Genomic DNA, 17,181 nt, shown 5'->3' on the forward strand with positions numbered 1-17,181 from the left:
ATCAGCGTCGATCCACCTCATTGTGTTAGCCGTTGTAAGGGTGCGAGAGAAATCGCCCTTCGCGGGGCAAACTTACGCAAACAGGATCACGGCGCGGACGACGGCGTGATCCGCAGGCTGGTGCACGGTCGCGAGCCGAAGCCGCCGCGATCGTCCTGTCAGAGCGAGGCGATAGGGTTCGAACTCAGTTCGACCGAAGTGCGGGTGTCCGCCGCAGAACCGGAGGCTCGACCCGGTGAAGTTCATTGTCCTGCCCCAAGACACGCCGGTGCGTTCAGGACCCGAAGCTGCGGTCCTAGTAGCCGATGACTGGGATGACTTCGGCTTCCGCACCAGCTACACGCTTTGGTACCGAGACTCGGTGACGCAGACGAACCTAGGTTTCGTCAAGGTCGCCGTTGCCGGGCAGGAAGACGGCCCCAGCCCCATCCGTGCCGGGGTTTACGATGGTTCGCCACCGGGTGAACTCTTCTCGCTCGGGCAGAGCGATCTCTACTACGACAACATCAAGAAGCTCGGACACGACAGGCGCGAAGAGATCCTGCGAGGGCTCTCTGATGTGGCCTACAACCCCGACCTTCTTGAGACCGCTATGCAGTACCCAGTGACACGCTCATCACTGTTGCGGACGATTGACGAACAGACAGTCAGGGTGCAGTTCAACCGGATCGCACGCGGCGGAGTCCGGCTGACCGAGTACCGATTCCGCTATACCGCACCGGGGCATGGTGTTGAGAGCACTCTCGACTTCGCGATCGATCCTGACTCCAGGCCATCTAGCAACATTCATGTCCTCATTGGCCGCAACGGGGTTGGCAAGACGACCTTGCTGCGGAATCTCGCCGCTGCGGTCGTCTGGCCCGAGAGGCACGCGAAATTCGGCCGCGTGGATGTGCTCCCGACGTCCACGTCCACAGACGGCGAGCGCTTCGTGAACGTAGTCTCGGTCACCTTCAGCGCGTTCGATCCCTTCGTCGAAGTAGTCGAGGAGAGTGATCCTCAAGCGGTGAAGTACACCTACGTCGGGCTGCAAAGCGCCTCGCTCAATGATCTGCCCACCGGCACCCAGCAGCAACGACTACAATCGGCCTTCAACGCTGGAATCCATGCTGTCATCAACTCGCGCGACCTCATGCGCTGGCGCGACGCCATGATGCTGCTAAGCCGCGACCCGCAGTTCGCGGACTCCGCTATTTCGGCCTACGCCCGCGACATACGGGCTGGCATGAAAGTTACGGAATCCCACGTTCGAGACCTGACCTCTGCCTTCGGGAGGATGAGCTCGGGTCACGCCATCGTGGTGCTGACCATGACACAGCTCGTGCATCTCGTGGTCGAGCAATCCTTGGTCCTTGTCGCCCACTTCGACGGGAAGCTCGGCGGAGGCCTGTACCTGGCGGTTGGCCGGGTCAACGAGGCACGCGCATCGGCGGACCTCCTGAGTGGTTACGACGGGCCGGAGCCGTTCGCCGCCGAGCACCCTGCTGAGTACCTTGCCCTCTGCGTGATCTGCAGCCGCCTTGCCCACAGCGAGATACGCGGCATGAACATGGAAGGCGCTCGCCCGGGGCTGCTGAGTAATCTCGCAGACGATCCCAACTGGGCCATCCGAGCCTTTCGAGGCACCGGCGCCTTCGATGACACGGCGGCCTTCGAGGAGCGGGACCTGTTCCGATTCCTTACAGGGGACGATCGAGGTGACAGCCAGATTCTCTACACAGGCTCCGCAAGCCCGCAGGTGGCGAGCCGATGGGAGGGGTTCCGAAGGGAGATCCGCCAGAGTCTGGCCGGCAACCTGGAGTGGGAGTCGCTGGTCAATGGTTGGCTCGATGAGGCGAGTCGGATGGTCGGGGACGGGGACGTCGGGCTACACATCTACAACCCCTGCAACCTCCTGCAAGCAATCATCCACGGGTGGCCGGATCGGATGGAGGAGTTCTTGCCCATGGTCATGGGTGAAGCCGTACCCGCCCAGGGGCAGCCGAGCTCAGTGCGTGGTGCCTTGTGCTGGAGCGGGCGAGGCGTGTCGCTCCCCGAGGCAGTACGGCTCGTCTATCGGGACCCGCTGTTTCTGATGAGCAACATGTACGGCGGGATCATGTGGGAGCGTGACCAAGAACTGCTGGACCTCCTCGGGCTTCAGTACGTGCTCTTGGAGAAGATCGGACCCGACCGGGCTAGGCCGTCTGCGATCAACGAGCGGCGCATCTGGGTGCGACGCGAGCAGAGTGTTCGCGCCTACTCCTCACTTGCACACCCTTCTGCGTACGCACAGGCATACGCAGAAATAGCAGCCGACGGCGAGATCGTCTCCGTCACGCAGTACCTCAACAGGCATCCGCGTGAGGTGGAAATGGTGGCCAGGGAGTACCGCGCCCTCGTTCATGCCGTTTAGCGGCCAACGGTCGCGACCGAGCCGATCGCGACACTGAAGGTCTCGGAGACGCCCTGCCTGCCGGGTCGATCCGGGCTGCTGCCCGGCGGGCAGACTGGCAGTTCGAGAAGGGCCAGCCCGCCTGGGGACGCTGACAGGCTGCGCCCAGTCGGCGGGCCGCCGTAACGCCGTTCAGCGTGAGGCACCCTGCGGCCACAACATCCGTACAGGGACGCCGTTGCACTCGGCGTAGCCCACGACGTCCGCTGTGCCGCCGTACCCCCGCGCGGGTTTCCCGTCGCACACGGCCAGCAGCTCGTCCACCAGGCCGACGAGGAGTTCGCTGCCCGCCTGGTGGGCCTCGGACGTCGACTCGGTCAGGCCGGTTTCGTGTACGTCGGACGCCTGCCGGATCAGCTCGTCGTACGTGTTGTGATGCCACTCAGGGAGGCTGTCGCGATACTCGGTGACCGGAATGACGACTTCGAGGCGTCCGCCGTGCGTGAGGACCGCCTCCGTGGACCAGGAGTCGGGACCGTCGGCGATGCATGAGACGGCGACCAGTTCTGAGGTGTCGTAGCGTACCGCCTCGCTGAGCATCGCCCGCACTCGTTCCTCGACCTCCGCGCTGAGCCCGCGGTGCCCCGTGATCCCCACCCGCACTCTGTACCTCCCACAGGTAGACGCCGTGCAGTTGCTCGTCGAAGTCCCGCACCACCTTGGGCGGTGCACTGGTCGTGAGAGTACGGCGCATGGTGCGGGCCCGCTCCACGATCCGCCCCGACCGGTACTTGAGCCCGGTGTTCAGCGCGCGGGAGGCGAGGGCGAACGCCGCATCGACGCGTCCTCCGGCGAGATGGCCGGAGGCGATGTCGAGCACCAACAGCGCACGCTGCTTCTCGTGGCCGGTGGCAAGCGCCTCAGTGTCCTCGGAGAGCACCCAGTCGGCGAGGCCGAGCCGTGCACCGCAGGCCACTCGGGCGGCGGCGACCTTCATTTCGGTGAAAGTGAACACCCATGGCCATGGCGGCGGTTCGTGCCCATCCAGGGTGGCGGCCTGCGTGCCGCCCTCGCCTCCGTGAACCGGCAGCCCGCCGTCGCCTTCTACCTCTGGCGGAAGCCGGAGGGCGCGTACCTGCCGCTGACGATCGACGTCCTGCGCGTCAAAGGCGGGGCGATCACCGAGATCGTCACATTCCACGACGACCAGTTCCCGCGGCTCGGGCTTCCCGAGCGCCTGCCGGCGGACGGCACGGAGTAGTCCCGTCCCGGTGGTCGCTCGCCCTCCTCGTGCTACACCGGCTTGAGCCGGGAACAGGTCGTGCGCTCCCTGTCGGTCGTTCTCTTTCCGAGCGGGGAAACCGCCATAGCTGCAACGTGCGCAAACCCCGCGACGGACCCCCCACCCTCCCCCGTAGAGCAGACGACAGGAAGCTCACAGGGAGGGGAACAGCACGTGGCAGGGCACAGGGGCAGACGTGTCAGAGGTGTGGCGGCCGCAGTAGTGGCGATGGCGGCGCTCACCGCGTCACAGGCGCCGGGGGCGGTGACGGCGCGGGCCTCCGCGCCCGCGGCCCGTCCGGCACTCGGCGAGGACGGACCGAGCGTCTCCGGCGACGCGCCGTACCGGACCGAGCTTCCACCGCTGCGGACCGGAAAACGCGCGAGTGACGGGGCTGCGGCGGAGGTGGGTGGCGTGCTGCCGGCGAGTGTGTTCGCCGCCTATCGGCGGGCCGAGGAGCGGCTCGCGCGCGAGGCGCCCGGCTGCCGGCTGCGCTGGCAGCTGCTGGCGGCGATCGGGCAGGTGGAGTCGGGTCAGGCGCGGGGCGGCAGGGTGACGTCGGACGGCACGACCGTGGCGCCGATCCTCGGGCCGCGGCTGGACGGCGTGGCCTTCGCGCTGATCCGGGACACCGACAACGGTGCCCACGACGGGGACACGGCGTACGATCGCGCGGTCGGGCCGATGCAGTTCATCCCGTCGACCTGGGCCCGCTGGGGCGCGGACGGCAACGGCGACGGGCGCATGGATCCGAACAACGTCTTCGACGCGGCCCTCGCCGCCGGACGGTATCTGTGTGCCGGCGGCCGGGACCTGTCCGTCCCCGCCCAGCTGGACCGGGCGATCCTCGGCTACAACCACTCGGCGGCCTATCTGCGCACGGTCAGGGCCTGGTACGCGTACTTCGTGGAAGGGCACCGGGTGGTGCCGGACGGATCCGCGGGGTCCTCCTCCGCCGGGTCGTCCTCCGCGCGTCCGGAGCCGTCGCGGTCCCCCTTGAAGCCGAAGGAGGCCTCACCGACCCCCTCCGCCCGGCCGGGTGCTCCGCCGTCTCGCACCCCGTCGCCCTCTGCCTCCCCGGCCCCGGCCAGAACCCGCCCGGCGCCGGAACCCGGGAAGCCGGACGAGCCGCAACTCCCCGCCCCCGACCCGGACATCCAGCTCCCCGGCGGCGACCTGCTGCCCAGTGACGCTCCACTCGCCCGTAACAGCGCGGACTCGATGACCGCCACCCCCTCCACAACCGCCGATACTGGGCGGTAATGTCGCCCCCCGCCGGACAGCACGAGGCCGGTGGGAGCGCGAAGGGGCCCTCATGGCGACGGACATGCCTGCGGACATGCCCGCAGAGACACCCGCTCAGACGCAGGCCGCCGACGAGCGGTGGCGGCGCATGTGGAGCCACCGCGAGCACCTGCTCAAGGTGGCCCGCCGCAGGTCGATGAGCCCGGAGGACGCCGAGGACGCGGTGCACGAGGCGATGCTGCGCGCCGCCGAGCGGCCCGACCTGGACGAGGAGCGGCTCGCGGCCTGGCTGACGACGGTGACGATGCGGCTGTGCGTCGACCGCTACCGGCAGGTGAACCGCGAGGCCGAGGTGCGTACCAGCCCGACGCTCGTCACCCCCGGTCCGGTGCCCGTCGAGGAAGTGGTGTGCGACCGGGCCGAGGCGAAGTGGCTGGCGGTGCGCAGTGGTGAGCTGCCCGCGCGGCAGGCCGAGGCGCTGCGGCTGAAGTCGCAGGACCTGGACGTCGGCCAGGTCGCCGTCCGGATGGGGCTGAGCTACCGGACCGTCGAGTCGCTGCTGGCCCGGGCCCGGCGGACGCTGCGGCAGTCGCTGGCGGCCACGCTCGGGTTCGCTCTGTTCCTGATCGGGTGGGGGAGGCCGCGCGGAGTCGGCAGGGTGCAGGCCGTCGCGGTCGCCTCGACGGCGGCGTCCCTGGCGGTGGCGGGCCTCGTGCTGCCGTACGCCCTCGACGGCAGCGGGGGCGGGGGCGGTGCGGCGCCTCGGCCCGCGGTCGCCTCGCCGGACGCGGAGACCTTGCGGCCGGACAGCGGTGGCGGGGGTCGTACGCCGGGGGTCGAGCCCGCGGCGGAAGCAGCCGACCGGCGAGCGGCCGAGTCCCGAACAGCGGGGGGCCTCCCGCTGTCCGTCCCGCCGCTGCCGGAGGTCCCGGACGTTCCGGTGGCTCCAGTGGTTCCGGTCGTTCCGGGCGTCCCGGTGACGCCGCTGCCCTCGCTGTCCGCGCCGGAGATCCCGGACGTGCCCGACGTCCCCAAGCCAGGTGTCCCCGACCTGCCCGGGGAGCACTCCGCCCTGCCGACGGACACGGCGCTCCCGGCGACCCCGGCGGTCCCGGATGCTCCGGAGTCTCCAGCCGTACCGTCCACCCCGCTCCCCGAGCCCACGCCACGCCCGCTTCCCTAGCGTCCGGAAGCCCGCCCGAAAGCGCCCGGAAGCCGCCCGGAAACCCGCCCGAAAAAAATCCGCCCCCCGAGCGACGGACCCCCCCACCCCTCCCCGTAGAGCAGATGTCAGAGCTGCTCCAGGGACATGGGCTGAAGGGCGGGACCGGATGGGTGTCGAGATCTGTGTGGAAGGGCTGACCAAGTCCTTCGGTCACCAGGTCATCTGGCAGGACGTCTCACTGACGCTGCCCGCCGGGGAGGTCTCGGTCATGCTCGGTCCCTCCGGCACGGGTAAGTCGGTCTTCCTCAAGACGCTCGTCGGACTGCTGAAGCCGGAGCGCGGGTCGATCACCATCCAGGGCCGGGACATCACCAAGCTCCGCGAGCACGACCTGTACGAGGTGCGCAAGCTGTTCGGCGTGCTGTTCCAGGACGGTGCGCTGTTCGGCTCGATGAACCTGTACGACAACATCGCCTTCCCGCTGCGCGAGCACACCCGAAAGTCCGAGAGCGAGATCCGGCGCATCGTGCTGGACAAGATGGACATGGTCGGGCTGATCGGGGCGGAAGGGAAACTGCCCGGTGAGATCTCCGGCGGGATGCGCAAGCGGGCGGGGCTCGCCCGGGCGCTCGTGCTCGACCCGGAGATCATCCTCTTCGACGAACCCGACTCCGGCCTCGACCCGGTCCGCGTCGCCTACCTCAACCAGCTCATCGTCGACCTCAACGCCCAGATCGACGCGACCTTCCTGATCGTCACGCACGACATCGCCTCGGCCCGCCAGGTGCCGGACAACATCGGGCTGCTGTTCCGCCGGGAGCTGGTCATGTTCGGCCCGCGCGAGGAGTTGCTGACGAGTGACGAGCCCGTCGTACGGCAGTTCCTGAACGGCCGGATGCAGGGCCCGATCGGCATGGCGGAGGAGAAGGACGCGGCGCAGGTCGAGCAGGAGCTCGCGCAGGTCGGCGACGGCCCGCGCGTTCAGGAGCCGGCTCCCCGTCTCCTGCCGGGTCCGGGCATCACCCGGCCGCCCCGCTGGCAGGCGATCGCCCGGCGCGAGGCCCGGCTCCAGCAGAAGGAGGTGGCCGGCGCGTGAGCCTGTCACCCGTCGGAGCGCTGCGGCACTCGGGCAGCCTCTTCGCGATGGCGCTGGACGTCGTCCGGACGATCCCCCGACGGCCTTTCCAGGCACGGGAGTTCATCCAGCAGACGTGGTTCGTCGCGAGTGTGACGATCCTGCCGACGGCCCTGGTCTCCATCCCCTTCGGGGCGGTCATCGCGCTCCAGATCGGCAGCCTGACCCGGCAGCTGGGCGCCCAGTCCTTCTCGGGGGCCGCCTCCGTGCTCGCCGTGCTGCGCGAGGCCTCGCCGATCGTCACCGCGCTGCTGATCGCGGGCGCCGGCGGCACAGCGATCTGCGCCGACCTCGGGGCGCGGAAGATCCGCGACGAGATCGACGCGATGCAGGTGCTGGGCATCGACCCCATCCACCGGCTGGTCGTCCCCCGCGTGCTGGCGTCGATGCTGGTGGCGGTGCTGCTCAACGGCCTGGTGTCGGTGGTCGGCGTGGCGGGCGGCTACTTCTTCAACGTCGTTCTCCAGAACGGCACCCCGGGCGCCTACCTGGCCTCCTTCACCACCCTCGCCCAGCTCTCCGACCTGTGGGCGGCCGAGGTCAAGGCGCTGGTGTTCGGCGCGATCGCCGGGATCGTCGCCTCCTACAAGGGGCTGACCGCGAAGGGCGGACCCAAGGGTGTGGGCGACGCGGTGAACCAGTCGGTGGTGATCACCTTCATGTTGCTCTTCGTGACGAACTTCGTGATGACCGCCGTGTACTTCCAAGTCGTTCCGCAGAGGGGCTGAGGCATGGCGCTGCTGAGTCGTCTGGAGGAGCTGGGTGCCCAGCTGTCCTTCTACGGGCGGTCACTGGCCTGGACCGGCCGCACCCTGCGCCGCTACAAGAAGGAGATCCTGCGGCTGCTCGCCGAGGTGAGCTTCGGCCGGGGCGCGCTCGCCGTCGTGGGCGGCACGGTCGGCGTGATCGCCTTCCTGTCGTTCTTCACCGGCACGGAAGTGGGGTTGCAGGGGTACGCCGCGCTCAACCAGCTCGGCACCTCCAACTTCGTGGCGTTCCTCTCGGCGTACTTCAACACCCGTGAGATCGCCCCGCTGGTGGCCGGGCTCGCCCTCTCCGCGACCGTCGGCGCCGGGTTCACCGCCCAGCTCGGCGCGATGCGGATCAGCGAGGAGACCGACGCGCTGGAGGTCATGGGCGTGCCCTCCCTGCCGTTCCTGGTGACGACGCGGATGATCGCCGGGTTCGTGGCCGTCGTCCCGCTGTACGTGATCGGCCTGCTGTCCTCGTACCTGGCCGCCCGCACCATCACCACCGGCTACTACGGGCAGTCCACGGGTACGTACGACCACTACTTCCAGCAGTACCTGCCACCGGTGGACGTCCTGTGGTCCTTCGGGAAGGTGCTGGTCTTCGCCGTCCTGATCATCCTGGTGCACTGCTTCTACGGCTACTACGCGAGCGGCGGCCCGGCGGGCGTCGGCGTCGCGGTGGGCCGTGCGGTGCGGACCTCCATCGTGGCGATCAACGTCCTGGACTTCTTCCTGTCGCTGGCGATCTGGGGCGCCAGCACGACCGTACGGATCGCGGGGTGAGCCGGCGTATGAGGGTGCTGAGACTGCGGTTGTACGGCGTCGCCTTCATCGCCGTGCTCGCGCTGCTGCTGTCCCTGTCCGTCGCCGTCTACCAGCAGGTGTTCACGCCGGTCGTGCGGATCACGCTGGAGGCCGACAGCCTCGGCAACCAGCTCGATCCGCGGGCCGACGTCAAGCTGCGCGGCCTGCTGGTCGGCGAGGTGCGCGACGTGCGGGCCGACGGGACCAAGGCGACGCTCGACATCGCGCTCAAGCCGGAGCACGCCGCCCACATCCCGTCCGACGTGCACGCGCGCCTGCTGCCCAAGACGCTGTTCGGCGAGAAGTACGTCGACCTGGTCCCGCCCGCCGGTTCGACCGCCCGCCCGATCCGCGCCGGGGACGTCATCACCCAGGACCGCACCCGCGTCGGCATCGAACTCCAGCAGCTGATGAACGACCTGCTGCCGCTGCTGCGGACCGTGCAGCCCGGCAAGCTCAACGCCACGCTCTCCGCGTTCGCCACCGCCCTCGACGGCCGCGGCGACCGGATCGGCGACAACCTCACGCGACTGGAGGCCTACCTGCGCCGCCTCAACCCGCACCTGCCGTCCCTGAAAGAGGACATCGCACGCTTCGCCGAGGTCGCCGAGGTCTACGGCGACGCGGCGCCCGACCTGATGGAGATCCTGCGCAACACCGTCACCACCAGCCGCACGATCACCGAGCAGAAGGACCGGCTGGCGGCCGCGCTGCAGAGCACGGCGACCGTAGCCGGTACTGCCGAGGACTTCCTCGACGCCAACGGCGACCGGCTGATCACCCTCGGCCGGGTCTCCCGCCCCACGCTGGAGCTGTTCGCCCGCTACTCACCCCAGTATCCCTGCCTGCTGGCCGGCCTGGTCCGGCAGGAGAAGGCGTCCGAGGAGGCGTTCCGGGGCGGCAGGATGCACATCACGCTGGAGGTCGTACGGGCGCAGGGTGCGTACGAACCAGGTGAGGAACCCCGCTACGGCGAGCGGTCGGGCCCCAACTGCCGTGATCTGCCGCATCCTCCGGTGCCGGCGCCCGGCGCCCACCTCGACGACGGTTCCAGGAAGCCGCCGGGTTCCTCCTCGGGCGGTCCGCCCGGCGTCTCCGCCACCCGGGCCGAGCAGCGGGCCGTCGGCTCGCTCGTGGCCCCGGTGCTGGGCGTGCCCGCGGACGAGGTGCCGCCGGTCGCGACGCTGCTGTTCGGGCCGATGGCACGTGGGACGGCGGTGAGCGTCGCGTGAGCACCGCAGGAGCCCGGCAGACCGCCGCCCCGCTGATCAAGTTCAGTCTCTTCGCGCTCGTGACCGTGCTGGCCACGGCCCTGCTCGCCGCCACCATCGTGAACATCTCCTTCACCCCCGAGCACGAGTACCGCGCGGTCTTCAGCGACGTCACCGGCCTGGAGGAGGGCGACGACATCCGGGTGGCCGGAGTGCGGGTCGGCGAGGTCGAGGGCATCCGGATCAAGGACCGGACGCTGGCCGAGGTCACCTTCACGGTCAGCCAGGACCGGCCGCTGCTCACCAGCACGGGCGCCGTCATCCGCTACCGCAACCTGGTCGGGCAGCGCTACGTCGCGCTGACCGAGGGCGCAGGCGACGGCACCCGGCTGCGCCCCGGCGGCACGATCCCGCTCGCGCGCACCCAGCCCGCCCTCGACCTGAACACGCTGCTGAACGGCTTCAAGCCGCTGTTCGCCGCGCTCAGCCCGGAGGACGTCAACCAGCTCGCCACGGAGATCATCAAGACCCTCCAGGGCGAGGGCGGCACCGTCAACAGCCTGCTGACGCACACGGCGTCGCTCACCACGACGCTGGCCGGCCGCGACAAGCTGATCGGCTCGGTGATCGACAACCTCAACACCGTGCTGGAGACGCTCGACAAGCGCGGCGCCCGCTTCTCCGGACTGCTCAAGCAGCTGCGCCGGGTCATCTCGGGGCTGTCCGCCGACCGCAAGCCCATCGGGGAGTCGCTGGTGAACATCGGCGATCTGACGGACGCCACCTCGGGCCTGCTGAAGGACGCGCGTCCGCCGCTCAAGGACGACATCGCGGAACTGACCGGACTCACCGGGACGCTGAACGACAACGAGAAGACCGTGGAGGGCGTGCTGAAGCGGCTGCCGAACAAGCTGAACGAGCTGACGGGGACGGCGTCCTACGGCTCGTGGTTCAACTTCTACCTGTGCGACTTCGACGGCCGGATCGTGCTGCCGAAGACCAAGCAGGTGCTCACGCCCGATCTGCACGTGGCGAGGGCGAGGTGCGGAGCATGAGCCGCAAGCGCCGCCCGGAGCCGCTGGTCAAGGTGCGCATCGACCCCCCGAAGCTGCCGAAGGTACGGCTCCTGCCGCGCCGCAAGCCGCGTCCGCAGCCGCTGGTCAAGGTGCGCGTCCAGCCGCCGAAGCTGCCGACCATACGGTTGCGCCGCCCGCACCTCGGCCCCTTCCGTGAGCGCAACCCCGTCGTCATCGGCGCGGTGGGCCTCACCGTCCTCGCGCTGCTGACCGCGGCCGCGTTCAACGCCGACCGCCTGCCGGTGATCGGCGACGGCGAGACGTACAGCGCCGCCTTCGCGGAGGCGGGCGGCCTCAAGCCGGGCGACGAGGTGCGGATCGCCGGGGTCAAGGTCGGCAAGGTCGAGGAGGTCGACCTGGACGGCGACCACGTCAAGGTCACCTTCAAGATCAAGGACCAGCCGGGGTTCGGCACCGAGACCGGCGCGTCGATCCGGGTCAAGACGATCCTCGGCGCGAAGTACCTCGCCCTGCACCCCGAGGGGCCGGGCCAGTTGCAGCCCGGCAGCGAGATCCCGCTGAAGCGGACCGTCCCCGCCTACGACGTCGTGCAGGCGTTCAGCGATCTCACCACCACGACCGAGAAGGTCGACACCGACCGGCTGGCCAAGGCCCTGGACACCATCTCGACGACCTTCGAGGACTCACCGGAAGAGGTACGGGCGTCCATCAAGGGCCTGTCCCGGATCTCCCGGACGGTGGCATCGCGCGACAAGGCCCTCCATGAGCTCCTCGACCACGCGAACGGCGTGACGGGCGTATTGGCCGACCGGTCGGGCGACTTCACCGCCCTGGTCGAGGACGGCGACAAGCTGTTCAAGGAGATCAGCAAGCGGCGTGCGGCGATCCACAAGCTGCTGAAGACCTCCGCCGCGCTCGGCGTCCAGCTCTCCGGCCTGGTCCAGGACAACGACAAGGAGATAGGGCCCGCGCTCAAGGGCCTCAACACCGTGGTGAAGATGCTCGAACGGAACCAGTCAAGCCTCGACCGGAGCATCAAGCTCCTGGCCCCCTACGTGCGGGTCTTCACCAACACCCTCGGCAACGGCCGCTGGTTCGACTCCTACGTCCAGAACCTGGTCGCCGCCCCGGTGGTGCCGCGCACGGGAGGCGGGCAGTGAACAACCGTTGGACGAAGCGCCTGGCCGTGCCGACCGCCCTGGCCCTGATCGCCGCGCTCACCTACGTCCTGTGGCCGCGGACCGAGCCGGTCCGCGTCACGGCGTACTTCCCACGCACCGTCGGCATCTACCCCGGCTCCGACGTCCGCGTGCTGGGCGTGCGGATCGGCGAGGTCAGGAAGATCACGCCGGAGGGCGGCCGGGTGCGGGTGGAGCTGGAGTACGACTCCGGCCGCAAGGTCCCGGCGGACGCGCAGGCCGCGATCATCAACTCCTCGGTCGTAAGCGACCGTTACGTGCAACTGCTGCCGGTGTACCGGAGCGGTCCGGTGCTGCGGGACGGGGACGAGATCCCCCAGTCGCGTACGGCCGTACCGGTCGAACTGGACCGCGTCTTCGACAGCCTGCACACCACGGCCGAGGCGCTCGGCCCCGAGGGCGCCAACAAGGACGGCGCCCTGTCACGGTTGCTCGGCGTCAGCGCCGACAACCTCGACGGCCAGGGCGAGAACCTCCATCGGACGGTCGAGGACCTCTCGGAGGCGGTCACGACACTTTCCGACGGCCGCACGGACCTGTTCGGCACGGTCCGCAACCTCCAGGTGTTCACGGCGGCGCTGGCGGCGGACGACAAGAGCGTGCGGTCGTTCAACACCAGCCTCACCAAGGTCGCCGAGCAACTCGCGGGGGAGCGCGAAGACCTGGCGGCGGCGCTGAAGAACCTCGGCACGGCGCTCGGCGACGTGTCCGCCTTCGTGAAGAAGAACAAGAAGTCACTGACGTCGAACGTGGCGGGCCTGAGCAAGGTGACCAAGGTGCTCGTCACCCAACGTGCAGCGCTGGAGGAACTGCTGGAGGTCGCGCCGACGGGCATGTCGAACCTGAACAACGCCTACAACCCCTCCGCCGGCACCCTCGACACCCGCAACAACCCCGACCGCCCGCAGGATCCGGCCTCACTGCTGTGCTCGATCCTGAGGACGACCGGGGAGAAGACCGACTGCGGGGACCTGAGAGACCTCTTCGACTCCCTGCCCGAAGTGCCCCGGGGCACCGCGGTCACCGGCACGGTCGACCGCACCCTCGGCGGAATCCTGGGGGCGAGCGCATGAGGCCACTGCGCAAGGGCGGGGCCGTCGCGTGGGCGGCGGTCGGCTCGCTGCTGCTGACCGGCTGCGAGTTCAACGGCTGGTACGACGTCCCGCTCCCCGGCGGGGCCGCCGCCGACGGCCACGCCTACCACGTCACCGTCGAGTTCCGCGACGTCCTCGACCTCGTCCCGCAGTCGGCGGTCAAGGTCAACGACGTCACCGTGGGCGCCGTGGAGAAGGTGGAGCTGGCGGGCTGGCACGCGAGGGTCCGCCTCCGGGTCGCCGACTCGGTGAAGCTGCCCGCCAACGCCATCGCCGAGCTGAGGCAGACCAGCATGCTCGGCGAGAAGTACGTGGCGCTGTCCAGGCCGCCGGAGAGCACTCCGGCCGGCCGGCTCCGCGACGGCGATGTGATCCCCCTGTCCCGCAGCGGCCGCAACCCGGACGTCGAGGAGGTGCTGTCCGCGCTGTCCGCCCTGCTCAACGGCGGCGGAGTGGCCCAGCTCAAGACGATCACCACGGAGCTGAACAAGGCCCTGGAGGGCCGGGAGAACCGGGTCAAGTCCCTGCTCAAGGAGCTCGACACCTTCATCGGCGGCCTGGACGACCAGCGCCGGGACATCGTGCGCGCGCTGAAGGCCGTGGACCGGCTGGCCAAACGGCTGGGCAAGGAGAAGACGACGATCGCCGAGGCCGTCGACGCGATGCCGCCCGCCCTGAAGGTCCTGGCCGACCAGCGCCGCGACCTGACGAGGATGCTCACCGCCCTGTCCGAGCTGGGCAGGACCGGCACCAAGGTGGTCAACGCCTCGCACGACGACACGGTCGCCAACCTCAGGCAGCTGCGGCCGATCCTGCGACAGCTGAACAAGGCGGGCAGCGACCTGCCCAACTCCCTGGAACTGCTGACGACGTACCCGTTCCCGCGCAACGTCGTGGACGCCATCAAGGGCGACTACGTCAACCTGCACATCACGGCGGACCTCGACCTGGCCGGGATCTACGGCAACCTGACGGACGAGCCGGGCGGCGGGAACGGCGGGGACACCCCGGGGCCCGAGCTCCCCGAGCCCCCCGACCTGCCGGATCTGCCGGACGTACCGGATCTCCCGGACGCGCCGGGCGTGCCGACGCCCACCGCGCTGCCGAGCAGGCCGGGCGTGCCGTCGGCCCCGTCGGCCCCCTCGGGCGGCGGCGACCCACTGTGCCCGCCGGTGTGCACCGCCGGCTACGGCGCCGGCGGCCACCGCACCGGGAGCGGCTGGCCCGAGGGAATCAACCTCGAACTCGCCGAGCTGATGCTGAAGGGGGTCCAGCCGTGATCACCCGTACGGTCAAGGCGCAACTGATCGCCTTCGCCACCCTCACCGCCGTGGGTGTGTCGTACGTCGGCGCCGAGTACACGGGCCTGGTGGACGAGGTCCTGGACCGGGGCTACACCGTGCGGGCCGACTTCGCCGACTCCGGGGGCGTCTTCCCCGGTGCCGAGGTCACGTATCGCGGGGTGCCGGTGGGCAAGGTCGGCGCACTGCGCCTGACCGGCCCGGACGGGGTGTCGGTCGCGCTCGACATCGAGGACGGGGCGCCGCGCATCCCGGCCGACACGCTGGCTGTGGTGGCGAACCGTTCGGCGGTGGGCGAGCAGTACGTCGACCTCCAGCCCCGCACCTCCCACGGCCCGTACCTGCTGGACGGCAGCACGATCCCGCGCGAGAGCACGCGGGTGCCGCTGCCGACGACGGACCTGGTCCTCAGCCTGGACCGCCTGGTGAACTCGGTCGGCAAGGACGACCTGCGGGTCACCGTCGACGAGGTGGGCAAGGCGTTCGCCGGCACCGGACCGAACCTGAGCCGCCTGGTGGACTCGGGCAACACCCTGGTCGAGTCGGCGTCCGGGGCGCTGCCGGAGACGATCGCCCTGATCGAGGACTCACGGAAGGTCCTGAAGACGCAGGCCGACCAGGGCTCGTCGATCAAGTCGTTCGCGCGCGATCTGGCGGCACTCTCGGCCCAGTTGAAGGCGAGCGACGGGGACCTGCGCAAGCTGATCGGCAACGCGCGGCCGGCGGCGCAGGAGCTGAACGCGCTGCTGAAGTCGACCGGGCCGCAGCTGTCGGTCCTGCTGGCCAACCTGATCAGCGGCGGCCAGGTCACGCTGGCCCGCCTCCCCGGCGTGGAGCAGGCCCTGGTCACCTTCCCGCTGATGGTCGCGGGCAGCTACACGGTCGTCCCGGGCGACGGCACCACCCACTTCGGTCTGGTGCTGAACGCCGACGACCCGCCGGCCTGCACCCAGGGGTACGGCACGGCACGCCGCGACCCCGCGGACACCAGCGCACGCGAGGCGAACACCGGCGCCCGCTGCACCCTCCCGCGCGGCAGCGAGTCGTCGGTACGGGGCGCGCAGAACGCCCCGGGCGCGTCGACCGCCGGCGGCGGCGCGAACCAGGCGACGTACGTGACCCCGTACGACCCGGAGACCGGTACCACCACCGGCCCGGACGGAAGGAACGTCGAGATCGGCTCGACGGGCGGCCAGCAGGCCGTGTTCGGAAAGGAGTCGTGGCAATGGCTGCTCGTTGGCCCCATGGCATGAGGCCGGTGAGATCCGGAGCGATGACGGCGGGACTCGTCGCGGCGACCGTCATCACCACAGCAGTGACGCTCTGGCTGACCTTCGGCCTCTACGAACAGCGCGAGGCGGACCAGCGACGCCAGGGCATCCTGGCCGCGGCCCGCCAGTCGGCGTTGAACTTCACCTCCCTCGACTACCGGCACTACGACCGCGACAGCGCGAACGTACTTGCGGGCGCGACCGGCGACTTCAAGAAGCAGTTCACCGCGCAGACGGAGCAGTTGACGAAGCTGGTGGCCCAGAACAAGTCCGTGTCGGAAGGCCAGGTCCTGGAGGCGGGCATCGTCCGCTCCGACGAGAAGTCGGCCCGGGTGCTGGTGGTCGCCGACAGCAGGGTGACCAACACCGCCGTGCCCGAGGGTGAGGCGCGCACGTACCGGCTCCAGCTCGACCTCGTGCACAAGGAAGGCCGCTGGCTGACGTCCGACGTCGAGTTCGTCGGCTGATCCACGGGCCGATTCGCCGACCGACACGCACCGACGAGGAGTACCACCATGCCGAAGACGACCACCGGCCGCGCCCCCGGTCCCGGCACCCGCCGCACCATGACGGCGGCCGCCCGCGCGGCGGCGAAGCGCGCCGAGCGCGGCCACCGCGAAGCGGGCGCGGCGACGGCCGGCGACGAGGAGTCCCCGCGCCGGGCCGAGCGGCCACCGGCCGGACGCACCGTCCTCATCGAGGCCCCGAAGGACGGCTGGGACGACCCGCCGGAGCCGTCGCCGGAGCCGTCCGAGGAGGACGGGCCGCCCGAGCGGAGCGAGCCCGGCCCCGGTGGCCGTCGGAGGCTGCTCACCCTGGTCCTGGCCGTCCTGCTCGTCGTCGGTTTGGTCGCGCTCGCCGCCCTGGGATGGCAGTACCGCGACGGCCGCCTGACGGAGACCGCCCGGACCGAGGCGCTCGCGGCCGCGCGGGAAGCGGCCCCGGTCGTCCTGTCGTACGACTACCGCCGCCTGGACAAGGACTTCTCGCAGGCACGCGCCCACCTGACCGGCGACTTCCGCGACGAGTACGGCAAGACCACGAAGACCGTGGTCGCCCCGACGGCCGAGAAGTACCACGGCGTGGTGAGGGCAACGGTCGCCGCCCCCGGCTCCGGAGGCACCCCGGCCGCCTCCGTCGTCTCGGCCTCCCGCGACAAGGTCGTGGTCCTGCTCTTCGTCAACCAGGTCACCCGGAGCACCCAGGTTTCGGGCTCCCGCGTGGACCAGAACCGGGTGCGGATGACGATGGAGCGCACGGGCGACGGGTGGAAGGTGAGCGGGGTGGACGCGCTGTGAAGGCAGCCCGACC

16 protein-coding genes are annotated in these 17,181 nt (G+C 70.1%); 15 read left to right on the forward strand and 1 reads right to left on the reverse strand.

Annotation, left to right across the window (positions count from 1 at the left end; genetic code table 11):
• The first annotated feature begins 235 nt into the window (after positions 1-235).
• Positions 236-2,395, forward strand: coding sequence for a lambdoid prophage protein (locus GTY47_RS07650; RefSeq protein WP_010036851.1), 2,160 nt, complete (start codon positions 236-238; stop codon positions 2,393-2,395).
• 171 nt (positions 2,396-2,566) lie between these two features.
• Here the strand turns inward: GTY47_RS07650 and GTY47_RS07655 are convergent, their stop codons facing one another.
• Complete coding sequence (locus GTY47_RS07655; protein ID WP_010036852.1) at positions 2,567-3,037, reverse strand: hypothetical protein; 471 nt, start codon at positions 3,035-3,037, stop codon at positions 2,567-2,569.
• A 373-nt stretch (positions 3,038-3,410) separates the two neighbouring features.
• Between GTY47_RS07655 and GTY47_RS07660 the strand changes: the two genes are divergently transcribed.
• The 14 genes from GTY47_RS07660 to GTY47_RS07725 all read left to right on the forward strand — a co-directional run bounded on the left by GTY47_RS07660 (position 3,411) and on the right by GTY47_RS07725 (position 17,168).
• Positions 3,411-3,635 (forward strand): hypothetical protein, encoded by a 225-nt coding sequence (locus GTY47_RS07660; RefSeq protein ID WP_010036853.1) that lies wholly within the window; start codon positions 3,411-3,413, stop codon positions 3,633-3,635.
• A 228-nt stretch (positions 3,636-3,863) separates the two neighbouring features.
• Positions 3,864-4,919, forward strand: a complete 1,056-nt coding sequence (locus GTY47_RS07665; protein WP_029180961.1) for a lytic transglycosylase domain-containing protein — start codon at positions 3,864-3,866, stop codon at positions 4,917-4,919.
• 76 nt (positions 4,920-4,995) lie between these two features.
• Entirely contained in the window at positions 4,996-6,084 is a 1,089-nt protein-coding gene (locus GTY47_RS07670) for a sigma-70 family RNA polymerase sigma factor (RefSeq protein WP_231911183.1), read from the forward strand.
• A 148-nt stretch (positions 6,085-6,232) separates the two neighbouring features.
• Positions 6,233-7,162, forward strand: a complete 930-nt coding sequence (locus GTY47_RS07675) for an ABC transporter ATP-binding protein (protein ID WP_010036857.1) — start codon at positions 6,233-6,235, stop codon at positions 7,160-7,162.
• A complete protein-coding gene (locus tag GTY47_RS07680) occupies positions 7,159-7,929 on the forward strand; it encodes an ABC transporter permease (protein ID WP_010036858.1) in 771 nt (256 codons plus the stop codon). Before GTY47_RS07675 ends, GTY47_RS07680 begins: the two co-directional genes overlap by 4 nt.
• A gap of 3 nt (positions 7,930-7,932) precedes the next feature.
• On the forward strand, positions 7,933-8,736 hold the full coding sequence (locus GTY47_RS07685; RefSeq protein WP_010036859.1) for an ABC transporter permease: 804 nt from the start codon (positions 7,933-7,935) through the stop codon (positions 8,734-8,736).
• Positions 8,737-8,744: 8 nt separating this feature from the next.
• Positions 8,745-9,989 carry an MCE family protein gene (locus GTY47_RS07690; RefSeq protein ID WP_010036860.1) on the forward strand — a complete coding sequence of 415 codons (1,245 nt, stop codon included), beginning with the start codon at positions 8,745-8,747 and terminating at the stop codon, positions 9,987-9,989.
• The gene (locus GTY47_RS07695) at positions 9,986-11,023 is read left to right on the forward strand and encodes an MlaD family protein (protein WP_010036861.1); all 1,038 of its coding nucleotides are present in this window, start codon (positions 9,986-9,988) and stop codon (positions 11,021-11,023) included. The genes GTY47_RS07690 and GTY47_RS07695 overlap by 4 nt, the downstream gene beginning before the upstream one ends.
• The gene (locus tag GTY47_RS07700) at positions 11,020-12,165 is read left to right on the forward strand and encodes an MCE family protein (RefSeq protein ID WP_010036863.1); all 1,146 of its coding nucleotides are present in this window, start codon (positions 11,020-11,022) and stop codon (positions 12,163-12,165) included. The genes GTY47_RS07695 and GTY47_RS07700 overlap by 4 nt, the downstream gene beginning before the upstream one ends.
• A gap of 20 nt (positions 12,166-12,185) precedes the next feature.
• Positions 12,186-13,277 carry an MCE family protein gene (locus GTY47_RS07705; RefSeq protein ID WP_029180963.1) on the forward strand — a complete coding sequence of 364 codons (1,092 nt, stop codon included), beginning with the start codon at positions 12,186-12,188 and terminating at the stop codon, positions 13,275-13,277.
• The gene (locus GTY47_RS07710; protein ID WP_010036870.1) at positions 13,274-14,578 is read left to right on the forward strand and encodes an MCE family protein; all 1,305 of its coding nucleotides are present in this window, start codon (positions 13,274-13,276) and stop codon (positions 14,576-14,578) included. The genes GTY47_RS07705 and GTY47_RS07710 overlap by 4 nt, the downstream gene beginning before the upstream one ends.
• Positions 14,575-15,852 carry an MlaD family protein gene (locus GTY47_RS07715; protein ID WP_010036874.1) on the forward strand — a complete coding sequence of 426 codons (1,278 nt, stop codon included), beginning with the start codon at positions 14,575-14,577 and terminating at the stop codon, positions 15,850-15,852. The genes GTY47_RS07710 and GTY47_RS07715 overlap by 4 nt, the downstream gene beginning before the upstream one ends.
• Positions 15,849-16,337 (forward strand): hypothetical protein, encoded by a 489-nt coding sequence (locus tag GTY47_RS07720; RefSeq protein ID WP_029180964.1) that lies wholly within the window; start codon positions 15,849-15,851, stop codon positions 16,335-16,337. The genes GTY47_RS07715 and GTY47_RS07720 overlap by 4 nt, the downstream gene beginning before the upstream one ends.
• A gap of 48 nt (positions 16,338-16,385) precedes the next feature.
• Positions 16,386-17,168, forward strand: coding sequence for a hypothetical protein (locus GTY47_RS07725; RefSeq protein WP_010036879.1), 783 nt, complete (start codon positions 16,386-16,388; stop codon positions 17,166-17,168).
• Positions 17,169-17,181 lie beyond the last annotated feature (13 nt).

It is taken from the genome of Streptomyces sp. SID5464, from assembly GCF_009862985.1.
In the GTDB taxonomy this organism is placed as follows: domain Bacteria; phylum Actinomycetota; class Actinomycetes; order Streptomycetales; family Streptomycetaceae; genus Streptomyces; species Streptomyces chartreusis_D.